Origin of the sequence: Arthrobacter sp. NPDC097144 (assembly GCF_044762205.1) — a bacterium.
In the GTDB taxonomy this organism is placed as follows: domain Bacteria; phylum Actinomycetota; class Actinomycetes; order Actinomycetales; family Micrococcaceae; genus Arthrobacter_B.
Genome location: NZ_JBIWDW010000001.1, coordinates 207537 through 219136, shown reverse-complemented (window position 1 = coordinate 219136; position 11600 = coordinate 207537). Strand labels below are relative to the sequence as shown.

The following is an 11600-nucleotide window of genomic DNA, read 5'->3' as shown; positions in this document are numbered from 1 at the left end:
CAGCTTCCGGATAGGGCGTGAATTGAACTCCGACGATACGACATCCCCGGGCTTGGAACTCCGAGCAGTCTTTGGCTATGCCTCGGACCGAGGCCTGCGGCGGGAACAGAATGAAGATTCACTGATCGCAGCGGACCCTGTATTTGCCGTGGCCGACGGCATGGGCGGACACGAGGCCGGGGAAGTGGCCAGCAGCATCTGCGTCCGCACCCTGGGCGACGCCCCCTTTGTCGGCCGGCATCTCCCGGAAATCGGGGCCGACGATGTGCGCGTACTGCTGCGCGACGCCGACGCCGGGATCCGTGAGGCCACCGGCGGCCGTGCGGGCACCACCCTCACCGGCGCGGTTCTGGTCAGCGAAGCAGGCGTTCCGTGCTGGCTGGTCTTCAACGTGGGCGACTCCCGGACCTACCGCCTGACCGGCGGCGTGCTGGAGCAGATCACGGTGGACCACAGCGAGGTTCAGGAGCTGGTGGACATGGGTCAAATCACGCCCGACGAAGCCCTGATCCATCCGCGCCGCCACGTAGTGACCAGGGCACTGGGAACGGGCAGCGACACGGAAGCCGATTACTGGCTGATCCCGGCCGAACCCGGGGACCGGCTGTTGGTCTGCTCGGACGGACTGACCGGGGAAGTCAGTGACGGACAGCTGGAACAGATCCTGCTCTCCGTGGACAACCCGCAGGACGCCTGTGCCTCCATGGTGGAAGCGGCGCTTCGGTCCGGAGGCCGGGACAACATCACGGTCCTCGTAGTGGACCTTGAAGGCGCCGGAGAACACAGCGGTGCGTCCGCCGCGGCCCTGCCCGGCACAGCGGAACATCAGCCGGCGGCAGGGTCCGCAGGGGCGTAGTTCACGACCTTATGGGGCCCCATGGGGGAAACAGCTGCCTGGGGATGCGGCCGCCGCTGAGCCGGCGGCCGCGTGTGCCTCCTCATTGAGGAACAGCTGCAGCACCCGGACCGGTTTGCCGGCCTGGACCAGCTGGCCCCGCCCCGGGGGAAGCGTCCGGGCACGGACGCCGTTGATCAACGCGCCCTCCGAGCGGTCCCCCGAGAGGAGCAGCGAGCTGCTGCCCGAGTCCCGCAAAGAAGTGAAAAACGGCTCATACATGCCCCGGCTGGCTCCTCGGACCCGGCGCGTGAGGACTGCATGGAGACCGATTTCCGCTGCCAGGGGCAGGAAAGGGGTCAACCGGGCCAGCGGCGAAGAGCCGCCGGCAGTCAGGACGTCGTAGTCGTCGATGATCAGCACAATGCGGGGCAGGCCGGCCAGTTCCGCGGGTGCGGCCGGGACCCGCTTTTCGAGTTCGACGGCGACGGCGGCGGCGAGCTGCTCTGCCAGGACGGCGCTGGTGGCATATCCGCCAATCGACGCCGCGGGTACCTCGCCGGCGAGCGTGCGGCGGGGGTCGAATACCGCAAAGACAAGGTCCTCTGCCCGGTGCTGCTGACTGAGGCGGCGGATGACCGACATCAGGGCATTGGTCTTGCCGGAACCGTCGTCGCCCATAATCACCAGATGCCGTTCCCTGCCGTGCAGGTCGAGGATTTCGGTGCCCAGGTCGGACTCGCGCAGACCCAGCGGAACCGATGCCGCTGCTCCGGGAGTGGGGACGTCCGCGGCGGACACCAGGCCGGGCAGGACCCGGACCTGCATGGCTCGTTCCCCGGTGGAAGCGGCAACGGCTGCCACCAGGTCGCGCAGGCCCCGGGCGGCGGTAGCGTCTTCCGGAACTGAATCCACCCGCGGCAAAGCAAAATGTCCCTGCAGCTTGCGGTCCGTCAGCGCCCGGCCGGGGCTGCCCGGGCTGACAGCTTCGGCGAGCTTGCGGCCGTGGGCTGATTCCCCGGGATCGGCCAGCCGCAGCTCGATCCGGTTGCCGAAAAAGCCCTGCTGCGAAATCCGGATTTCATTCATCCGCGAGCAGGCCGCAATTACATGGATCCCGTATCCGGCGCCGCGGCTGATCAGCGCGTGGACGGGTTTTTCAATGTCCTCAAATTCATCGCCGAGCTGCCCATAGCCGTCCAGCACCAGGATGACGTCCGCGCTGGACAGCTCCGGGACCAAGCCCCCAGCAAACATCCGCCGCAGCGTCGGCAAAGAATCCACCCCGTATTTCTCGAACACCTGCTCGCGCACGGCGAGCATGGCCAAAAGCTCATCGACGGTGCGCCTGATGACCTCCCGGTTGGTGCGGACCGCTATCCCGCCCACGTGCGGGAGGCCCGCAAGCGGCATCAGCGCACTGCCGAGCAGATCAACGCCGTAGACCCCCACTTCCGCCGGGCTGTGGGTCAGGGCCAGCGCCGCGACGATGGTGCGCAGAGCCGTGCTCTTGCCCGTTTGGGGACCGCCCACAATGGCGACATTTCCGCCGTTGGCAGCCAGGTCCAGTTCCCAGATGCCCTGCCACTGTTTGGCCGGGTCATCAAGCAGTCCCACGGGTATGCGCAGGGATCCGCCCCGGGACAGCCGCAGTCCCCGCCCGGAGGAGAGACCTCCCGCGGCCCGGTCGAGGGCTATCCCTTTGGGAAGCGGCGGCAGCCAGATGGGCGCGACGGCACGCGGGAATGCCGCCAGCGTACCCATGAGCGTGGACAGGATGGTGGGTCCGGTGGTGCGTCTGGGCGACGTGGACACCGGCGACGCCGGCGCCGGCCCGGTGCCTTGGCCCGGGTCTTGGCCGGCCGTTGAGGGATCTGCGGCCTGCAGCGAGGCGGCGTAGCGGGGGACCGCCAGGACCTGCGGCGGAGGCTCCGCTGTCTCCTCCCCGTCCGTTCCGTCCAGCCGCCCCCGCCTGCCCGCCCCGTCGGATCCCCTGCCCTGCCGGTCGACCTCCAGCGGCCCCGACACGTAGCCTGCCTTGAACCGCGTGTAGGTGGTGGTGTCCACCTTCAAGTATCCGAATCCCGGCACCGGCGGCAGATGGAAGGCATCGGGGGTGTCCAGTACGGTCCGTGACTCCGCTTCGGACAGCGTCCGCAGCCCGATGCGGTAGGAGAGGTACGTGTCCAAGCCGCGCAGCTTTCCGGATTCGATCCGCTGGCTGGAGAGCAGCAGATGCACGCCAATGGAGCGGCCGATCCGGCCAATGGACAGAAACAGCTCAATGAAGTCCGGACGCGCGGTCAGGAGTTCTCCGAACTCGTCAATGATGACCACCAGATGCGGCAGGGGAGCTGCCTCCCGGCCCTGCGCTTTCAGCTCCTGCCGGTACAGCCGGTAGTCGGTGATGTTGGCGAGGTTCCCTGCGCTTTTGAGGACTTCCTGCCGTCGCTGGATTTCACCAGACAGACTGGCATACACGCGTTCGATCAGGCTGACGTCGTCGGACAGGTTGGTGATCACTCCTGCCACCTGGGGTGCGCCGGCAAACGGGGCAAAGGTGGCTCCTCCCTTGTAATCCACCAGCACCATGGCCAGGACGTCGGGGGAGTGGGTGGCCAGCAGCCCCGCCACCATGCTGCGCAGCATCTCGGATTTGCCCGATCCGGTGGCACCCACACAGAGCCCGTGCGGCCCGTGCCCAAACTGGGCCGATTCCTTCAAATCCAGCAGGGCAGGCCTGCCCCGGTCATCGGGCCCCAGCGGAACCCGCAGGAAGTCCGCTTCACTCCGCGGGTTCCATAGCCGCCGGATATCCGCGGCATCCAGGTCCCGGGAGAGCCCCAGCATCTCCAAAAATCCCTGGCCGGTGCCTGCGGCGTCGTGCTCCAGCGAATCCGGGGACAGGCGCAGCGGCGCCAGTTCACGGGCGAGAGCCTCGGCCAGAGCCGGCGGAAAGGCATCCAGCGTGCCGTGTTCGACGGCGGGAAGCAGCGGATCCCCGCGGTAGTTCTCCACCACGAACGTCCCGGGATTGGCCTGGTCCTCGCTGATGCGCAGTGAAACTTCGCCCGGTTCCTGCGAACGCTCCGCCGCCAGGAAGACCGTGGTGATCCCCAGGGACCCGGGTGTTGCCTGCTGGTCCGCCGGCTGAAGTTCCGCCGGGAGCCGGCCATAGGAATCGCTGAGCACCAGCAGCCGGGGCAGGGCTGAACCCACGCTCCCGTGCAGGAAGTTCTTGCGCGATTGCGCTGCGAGGGTGGAGCCGTGGTTCAGGTCTTCGGCGAGGACTTCGCCCAGGGCATCCGCTGAGGGTGCCAGCCGGCGGACCGGCCCGGTGGGATGGGCTGACTGCTGGTCCGCCAAATGCGGAAGCCAGGTGGCCCAGTTCCACTCATCCCGGCGGTCCGGCGGAAGGACGAGCGCAAGATGGAGGTCCTCGGGAGAGTGGAACGCCGCCCCTTCAACGAGCAGGAGGCGAGCCACCTGGGTCACGAACTTCCGGGATCCCACCACCGAGACGTTTCCGGCACAGTCCAGCGGAAGGGTCAGCGGCAGGTCCGGACCGGACTCGTAACGGCGCTTGAGGATTTCCACTTCCGCCGTCATGAAGGCGTCGGTCCGGGCCAGTGCGGACCCGGCATTCTGGATGATGATGTCCCGGGTATGCCGTGAACCGCTTCCGATCCTCACCTGCAGGAAGTCCTCGTGAGCGCGGCGGCGTTCCCAGATGCGACGGGGATCCCTGACGATGTCGAACAGTGCATCCGGAGGCGGGCTCACCTTCCGGGCCACGGCCAGGGCTGTTTGCTCATCTGCGCGCAGGGAGGCACGGGAGCGTTCCAGATATTCCAGGTAGTTTTCGCGCTGCTCCCGGCGCTGCTTTCCCTGCCGGCCGCGCTGGCTGAGCATCATCAGCACCGAGGCTATAACCGTCGCGGCCATCGTCAGCGCCCCCACTGCTGCGAGCGGGGATCCGCGGAACAGCATCATGACCGTCATGGACACTCCGGCTCCGAGCAGGGGAACCAGCGACATCATGTTCATGCCGGTTTTGCCGGCTTCGATCGGCGGCGGGGCGTCAAGGGTGAACGCATCCATGGTGCGTGCCGGTGCCGTGGTCCGGGACGGCCGGTGCAGGATCTTGGTACTCAAGCGGACACCCTTCGGAGCGGCCGGTCTGTGGCAGCTGGTGCAGCAGGCGGCGCCGAGACGGCGGCGGACAGGACGCGCGAAGCCAGCGACGCCGCCTCAAGCCGGGTGCGGCGGGAACACTTGGAAGGGTCCACCACCAGTCCCGTCGCCAGGTGCCGGTCATAGCCCAGTGAAGCGGCGTCGATTCCGGAGCGGCGCAGCCTGCCCGCTTCCCGGGCCGCGTTAAAGTCGCTGTCCCTGTCCGGCTGAACCACCAGGACCAGCAGGGGCACCCCGGCCAGCAGGGGATCCAGCTCCCAACCGGAGGCGTATTCTGCGGCATCGGCCAGACCGTAAGCACTCGCCGGCGTCACGAACAGAGCCAGGTGGGCCTGATCCAGGACTCTCCGAGCGTCCGGATCACCAAGTCCGGGGCCGCAGTCGAAAAGAGTGACGGGACAGTAGCGGGAAATCACCCGCAGCAGCGAGGCGGCGGCCTCCTCGGACCCGGTGCCCGTCTTCCCGGCGCCGCCCGGGTGGCTGAAATCCGGCTGCCAGTCCGGAGCGCCGGCAGCCGGGCCGGGCGGAACCCAGGCTGCCGGCACCGGCCGGACCCGAGCCGGCCCGGCTCCCGGTCCGGCTCCCGTCCATGATCGGGGACGACGGCGGCCGGTGACCAGCAGGTTGGCCGGTCCTGCCACGGTCAGCAGGGCGGCGAGCTCGCGCAGAGAGTCCGGAACGGCAGGCCCGCGGCGGGCAGCAACTGCGTCCAGGGACGGAGCTCCCGGCACACCCAGGCGTAAGCCAAGGGTGCCGCTCTCCGGGGCATTGTCGACGGCGGCCACGGCGTCAGCGCGCAGGGCTGCATAGATGCGGGCCAGCAGGGCTGCCGCAGTGGTCCTGCCTGCCCCGCCCCTGGAACCCACCACGGCGATGCGGCGGCCGGTGGTGACGGGAAGCTGGGCTCCCGCCGCTGCTTGGGCCAGGCGCTGAGGATAGTCATCCCCGCGGAAGAGGCCGGCCGATCCTGCCAGGACACGCAGAAGGAAGGACTCGGCGGGCTGCAGGATAGTCATGAAAAGCTCACGGACAACTGGCTGAAGATGCCGAGCATGCCTGCGGTCAACGGGACGGATGCCAGGACTGCCGCAGTCTCCATCCGTTTGGCCAACAGCCGGAAACGGGCCTGCACATGGTCCGGGAAAGAACGTGTCAGGAAAACACCGGCGGCAGCGGCAAGGCCCAGAACCGCCGCGCCTGCGGTCCAGGACGGAACCTCCGGCAGTCTAAGTCCTGCCAGCACAGCGGATACCAGCCCGACGGCGGCGGCAAAGTACAGCGCGAACCGCTGCGCGGCCAGCGGAAAGGACCTCGTACGCAGGAACACAGCCAGGGTCAGCGCCAGCAGCAGCGGAAGCGTCCAGCGTGAACGCTCCGTGTCTGTGCCGAGCAGCCACAGCCCCGGCCCGAGGCACAGGCCCGCAATCACGGTCCCCAATGTCAGCCCCTCGTGCGCAGCGGCCACGGCGTTCCGTGCATCGGTCCGCGGAACCGAGCCGCCCCTGGCCCGCTGGTCATCCAGCGCGGCCAGCCCGGAGGAAGCCAGCGCCAGCCTGGGCAGCACCCCCAGGAGCACGGTGCCCGCCAGGGCCGCCAGCGCGCCGGCCTGCACCTGTTCCCGTGTCACAGCGGCAGCCCCGGACCACAGCAGGGCCGCGAGAACCAAGGTTCCCGCTCCGCTGACCAGTGCTCGCGGACGGGCGGAACCGGCGGCCAGGGCCCCCAGGGCAAGCGCGGTCAGCCCGGCCAGCAGCAGGGCAGCAGCCGGAAGCCGGCGCGGGTCGCCGTCGCACACATGGAGGGCGGCGCCGAGCCCGGTGAGCCATCCCGCGCAAACCACGGTGAACGCGGGGGCGGCCCGCCGCGGCGGACGTCCCGCGGCCGCTCCGGCAGCCAGCAGCAGCACCGAGAGCACCGGCAGCAGCCACTGCACCGATTCCGGCGCGAGGATGTCCAGCAGAATCTCGGCAGCGGCCCAGAACCCGGCAGCAGCGAAGGCTCCTGCCGTCAGGTCACTGAACCGGCTGGACCATCTGCCCGCTACGGTGCTGCCCTCATCCGACACGAGGTCCGTGACGTCATAGACCACGGCGGCGGGCGGGGCGTCAGCCGCGTTGCAGAGAAGAAGGGACGACCCGTCCAGGACCCGGGCCTGATTCAGCGACTGCTCGGCGTGAAGCTCCGTGCCGTCACCGGCCACCAGGACCTTGGCCGCTACCTGCTCCGCAGGCGCATCCTCCAGAAGGTTCAGCACCTGCGGCAGGAGCAGCCCGACCGGCTGGTCCGACGGCAGCAGCAGGTCAGCGTGTTTGCGCGGTCCCACCAGCGTGACGCGGGTGAAGGAGTGTGCCATGGCGTTCACGCTTCCAGCAGGTGGCTGACGAAGGAGTACCCCACGCAGAGGGCGGCAATCACGGCGGCGGCAGCAATACTGAGGAAAAACAGTCTGTTGCTGTCCATCCAGCGCCGCTCATGGGGATTGTCCCCAAAAAGAAAGGCGGCCAGCAGCCGGTGCCGGCGCACGGTGACCGACTCAATGAGCTGATTGTCGTAGTCGCTCGCCATGTTGGTCCCCTCGCCTTTGGACACGTTGGGCTTCATCCTTGCACCGCAGGCAGGGAACCGGAGCAGGGGAGGTGCGGCTGTGGACAAACTTGTGGGAGGAGCGGCGGGACGGGACGTTGTGCAAAACTGTGGCCGGTGCTAATGCTTGTTGCACCAGCCCGCACCTAAGGAGATGTTATGAGTACCAATCCCGACACCGAAGAGCGCACTCTGAGCGAATGGAGCCGCCGCCTGACCCAGGCGCTGCAGATCCTGGACCTGGAGGTGGACCACAAGACGCTGGTGGAGCTGGCTGACAAGTCATCCAGGACCGTGGGTAACAACGCCGGTCCGATCAGCACGTTTTTGGTGGGGTATGCAGCGGGGCTGTCCAAGACCAGCGGACGCAAGGCGGCGGATGAAGCGGTTCAGACAGCCGTTGAGACGGTCTCCACACTCGCAGAAACCGGGCTGGAAGGCCCTGACCAGCCCGGCTGGAAGAACTCGGCACAGTAGCCGGGAAACGCCGGAGGGAGCTTCAGCCACTGGCTGAAGCTCCCTCCGGCGTGATGGCCGGCTTTAGGCCGGAGTGCGGGTCTTGAAGTCCTCAACCTGCTCGTGCTCGGGGTCGAGGTTGCGCTCCACCCGGACCAGCACGGTTTTGGACACCGGCGTATTGCTTCCCTCTGCCACATGGTCCATCGGGACAAGGACGTTGGCCTCGGGGTAGTAGGCGGCAACACAGCCGCGGGGCGTGGGATAAGAGACCACGCGGAACTTCCGCAGGACCCGTTCAACGTCGTCGTGATGCACCCCGTGGATGTCCACGTAGCGGCCGTCCTGCAGCCCCAGTTCCATGATGTCGTCAGGATTCATGAACAGCACGTGGCGGCCGCCGCGGATACCCCGGTACCGGTCGTTGTGCCCGTAGATGGTGGTGTTCCACTGGTCGTGGGAGCGCAGCGACTGCAGGATCAGCGTTCCCTCGGGGCGTTCCACGACCTCCAGGTCGTTGACCGTCAGCACCGCCTTGCCCGTGGGCGTGTGGAAGGTGCGCGAATCACGGGGACCGTTGGGCAGGACAAAGCCGCCCTCATGCCGGACCCTCTCGTTGTAGTTGTCGCATCCCTCCACCACGCGGGCAATGTGGTCGCGGATCAGGTCATAATTCTTCTCGTATCCGGCCCAGTCGGCGTCGATCTTGTCGCCGACGACGAGCGCCCCCAGCCGGGATACGATGGCCGGTTCCGAGAGCAGGTTGTCGGAGACCGGCTTGAGGTTGCCGTGCGAGGCGTGCACGTTGCACACCGTGTCCTCCACTGAGACGAACTGCGGGCCGCTCTCCTGGATGTCCTGTTCGGTGCGCCCCTTGGTGGGCAGGATCAGCGCTTCCTGGCCGGTAATCAGGTGCGAGCGGTTCAGCTTGATGGAAATCTGCACGCTCATGTCGGTCTTCTGCATCGCCGTTTCAGCGAACTGGGTGTCGGAAATGGCCGAGATCAGGTTTCCGCCGAGTGCCATGAAAAACTTGATTCGTCCTTCCTGCATCCCGTAGAAGGTGTCCACGGCGTCAACACCGTGGTCCCGGGGCGGATCAAAGTTGAATTCCTTGCCCAGCGCGTCCAGGAAGGCCGGGGGCATCTGTTCCCAGATCCCCATGGTGCGGTCACCCTGGACGTTGCTGTGTCCGCGGATGGGAGAGGCTCCGGCTCCGGGCTTTCCGATGTTTCCGCGCAGCAGCAGCAGGTTGATGATTTCCTTGATCGTGGCCACGCCCTTTTTCTGCTGCGTGATGCCCATGGCCCAGGTGATGATGACTTTGTCCGCCTTCAAGTAGCGGTCGGCGAGCTCGTTGATCTGTTCGATCGGCAGGCCGGTGGCCTCCACCACGGTCGCATCATCCAGCTGAAGCAGATGGTCCTTGAGGTCAGCCAGTCCTTCGCAGTGCATCTCGAGGAAGTCATGGTCCAGGACGCTGCCGGGATTGCGTTCCTCGGCCTCGAAGACGCGTTTGGAGATGGCCTGCAGCAGTGCCATGTCCCCGCCAAGGCGGATCTGCAGGAACTGATCGGCCAGTTCCGTTCCCTTGCCGGCAATCCCGCGCACTTTCTGCGGGTTCTTGTACCGGCGCATGCCGGCTTCGGGCAGCGGATTCACAGCGGCAATGCTGCCTCCGTTGCGCTTGCATTCCTCCAGGGCGGTCAGCATGCGCGGGTGGTTTGTTCCCGGGTTCTGGCCCATCAGGATAATCAGATCGGCCTTGCCGAAATCGTCATAGGTCACGGTGGCCTTGCCGATGCCGATGGTCTGGCCCATGCCCCAGCCGGAGGACTCATGGCACATGTTGGAGCAGTCGGGCAGGTTGTTGGTGCCGAAGCCGCGCACCAGCAGCTGGTAGAGGAACGCCGCCTCATTGGAGGTGCGTCCACTCGTGTAGAACGCGGCCTCGTGCGGCGAGTCGAGGCTGTTGAGCTTGTCCGCCACAATCCGGAACGCTTCATCCCAGCTGACGGGATGGTAGTGGTCGGCACCGGCCGGCTTGTACACGGGTTCGGTCAGCCGGCCCTGCATGCCCAGCCAGTATTCGGTGCGCCCGAGGAGTTCGCTGATGCTGTGCTCCGCCCAGAACTCCGAAGAGATGACGACGGGCGTTGCCTCCCAGGTGACTGCCTTGACCCCTTCTTCGCAGTATTCGAACTTACTGCGGTGGCTGGGATCCGGCCAGGCACAGCTGGGGCAGTCGAAGCCGTCCTTCTGGTTCATCTTGAAGGTGGCGTCCAATGCCCGCTTGACGCCCATGTGCTCAATGGCAGGCTTGAGCGAGTGATAGACCGCCGGTATTCCCGCGGCCCACTCCTTCGGGGGCTTGACCTGAATATCCTTCTCGTCCACGTTTTCCACCCGCGGTTCTTTCCGTACCACTTACACACTTCCCTTCACCGTCCGCCGTCGGCAGTCCGGAACCTTATTTCTCCGGGCAAACCGCCCCATCCGTAGGAATAGGCCTAGCAGGTGACGCATCCCATAGCAAGGTTTGCGCTGTCGCGCCCCCGACGGGAAGTCTGCCGGAAGGGCCTTCGGCTGTCACTTACCCTACCCGCGCAGAGGGGCCGGCGAGGCGGCGGCAGGTTTATCCACAGGCGCGCGGAATCTCGTGGTGTCTCGGGCAGCCCGGGCATTGGATGGTGCCCTTGGCGGACGGACCAGACAGCCCCGGGAGGGAAGCGGGGTCCTGCGCCGCATCAACCGGACGAGGGGCGTAAAGGTGTTGAAAGTGAGCAGTGATGAAATTTGACATGGGTTCGCAAACGCTGGGAACACTGGCCCGGCAGACGGGATCTTCCAGCGAAGACCTGGGGCAGCTGGTTCGTGCGCTGGTGGAGGCGGCTGCCCCCTTGGAAGGCAAATTCAACGGTTCAGGCCGGGTGAAGTTTGACGAGTTCAAGGCCCGCACCGACGAGATGGCGAAGGAACTCAACGGGTCTCTGGCGGCCATCCTCGCGGGACAGTCGGAAATGGACCGCTCCTTCCGGCTTGGGGATCAGGAGGCTGCGGACAATGCCGTGCAGCAGCAGGGAGCTGCCAGCTTCGATTCTGCGCGGTTCGGCTCCAGACACTGACCACACCTAGACACTGACCGCAGCTAACCTCCTGCACCCCTCTCGTTCCAGATCGTTTTTTCCTGATCGTGAAAGGCTTTGCCATGTCCCCGAACCGTTTGAGCTATGACACCGACACGTCCTCCGCCGTACAGGGGGAAATCCAATCCCTTGCCGGCCGCCTCGAATCGCTCATCGGCGAGCGGGAGAAAGCGGTGAATTCCGCCATGGCTGATTTCTCCGCCGACGGCGTCTCGGAGGAATACCAGGTGGTGGAGAACCGTTTCCGCAACGCTGCCACCGAAACCCGGCACATCATCGGGCTGGTGAAACAGACTCTGGCCCTGAACGACCAGACCGCGTCCGGCGCCGGCACCCGGGCCCGGAATGCGGTGCAGAACATTGGCTGAGGGAAGCCGCGGACCTCT

9 protein-coding genes are annotated in these 11600 nt (G+C 66.5%); 4 read left to right on the top strand and 5 right to left on the bottom strand.

The annotated features are described in order from the left end of the window. The first annotated feature begins 22 nt into the window (after positions 1-22). Positions 23-856, top strand: coding sequence for a PP2C family protein-serine/threonine phosphatase (locus tag ACIQXM_RS01000; RefSeq protein ID WP_400926285.1), 834 nt, complete (start codon positions 23-25; stop codon positions 854-856). Between the two features lie 9 nt (positions 857-865). On the opposite strand, the gene eccCa is transcribed toward ACIQXM_RS01000, so the two are convergent. The 4 genes from eccCa to ACIQXM_RS00980 are packed head-to-tail and all read right to left on the bottom strand — an operon-like array spanning position 866 to position 7618. After that, positions 866-4990 (bottom strand): type VII secretion protein EccCa, encoded by a 4125-nt coding sequence (gene eccCa / locus ACIQXM_RS00995; protein ID WP_400926282.1) that lies wholly within the window; start codon positions 4988-4990, stop codon positions 866-868. Further along, positions 4987-6045: a hypothetical protein gene (locus ACIQXM_RS00990; RefSeq protein ID WP_400926279.1), complete on the bottom strand. Its 1059-nt coding sequence runs from the start codon at positions 6043-6045 to the stop codon at positions 4987-4989. Before ACIQXM_RS00990 ends, eccCa begins: the two co-directional genes overlap by 4 nt. Further along, positions 6042-7382: an EsaB/YukD family protein gene (locus ACIQXM_RS00985; protein WP_400927691.1), complete on the bottom strand. Its 1341-nt coding sequence runs from the start codon at positions 7380-7382 to the stop codon at positions 6042-6044. The genes ACIQXM_RS00990 and ACIQXM_RS00985 overlap by 4 nt, the downstream gene beginning before the upstream one ends. 5 nt (positions 7383-7387) lie before the next feature. Then, positions 7388-7618 carry a hypothetical protein gene (locus tag ACIQXM_RS00980; RefSeq protein ID WP_400926276.1) on the bottom strand — a complete coding sequence of 77 codons (231 nt, stop codon included), beginning with the start codon at positions 7616-7618 and terminating at the stop codon, positions 7388-7390. 153 nt (positions 7619-7771) lie between these two features. On the opposite strand from ACIQXM_RS00980, the gene ACIQXM_RS00975 reads away from it, so the two are divergent. Beyond that, entirely contained in the window at positions 7772-8089 is a 318-nt protein-coding gene (locus ACIQXM_RS00975) for a DUF6457 domain-containing protein (RefSeq protein WP_400926273.1), read from the top strand. A gap of 63 nt (positions 8090-8152) precedes the next feature. Here the strand turns inward: ACIQXM_RS00975 and ACIQXM_RS00970 are convergent, their stop codons facing one another. After that, a complete protein-coding gene (locus ACIQXM_RS00970; RefSeq protein WP_400926270.1) occupies positions 8153-10495 on the bottom strand; it encodes an FdhF/YdeP family oxidoreductase in 2343 nt (780 codons plus the stop codon). A 374-nt stretch (positions 10496-10869) separates the two neighbouring features. On the opposite strand from ACIQXM_RS00970, the gene ACIQXM_RS00965 reads away from it, so the two are divergent. Together ACIQXM_RS00965 and ACIQXM_RS00960 are read left to right on the top strand one after the other, a co-directional pair. Then, positions 10870-11193 (top strand): hypothetical protein, encoded by a 324-nt coding sequence (locus tag ACIQXM_RS00965; protein ID WP_400926267.1) that lies wholly within the window; start codon positions 10870-10872, stop codon positions 11191-11193. Positions 11194-11276: 83 nt separating this feature from the next. After that, on the top strand, positions 11277-11582 hold the full coding sequence (locus ACIQXM_RS00960; RefSeq protein ID WP_400926264.1) for a pore-forming ESAT-6 family protein: 306 nt from the start codon (positions 11277-11279) through the stop codon (positions 11580-11582). The last annotated feature ends 18 nt before the right edge of the window (positions 11583-11600 follow it).

Coding starts and splice junctions, on each gene's coding strand:
- ACIQXM_RS00985 (WP_400927691.1), bottom strand. CDS start 7,382: ATGGCACACTCCTTCACCCGCGTCACGCTGGTGGGACCGCGCAAACAC.
- ACIQXM_RS00975 (WP_400926273.1), top strand. CDS start 7,772: ATGAGTACCAATCCCGACACCGAAGAGCGCACTCTGAGCGAATGGAGC.
- ACIQXM_RS00965 (WP_400926267.1), top strand. CDS start 10,870: ATGGGTTCGCAAACGCTGGGAACACTGGCCCGGCAGACGGGATCTTCC.
- ACIQXM_RS00990 (WP_400926279.1), bottom strand. CDS start 6,045: ATGACTATCCTGCAGCCCGCCGAGTCCTTCCTTCTGCGTGTCCTGGCA.
- ACIQXM_RS00960 (WP_400926264.1), top strand. CDS start 11,277: ATGTCCCCGAACCGTTTGAGCTATGACACCGACACGTCCTCCGCCGTA.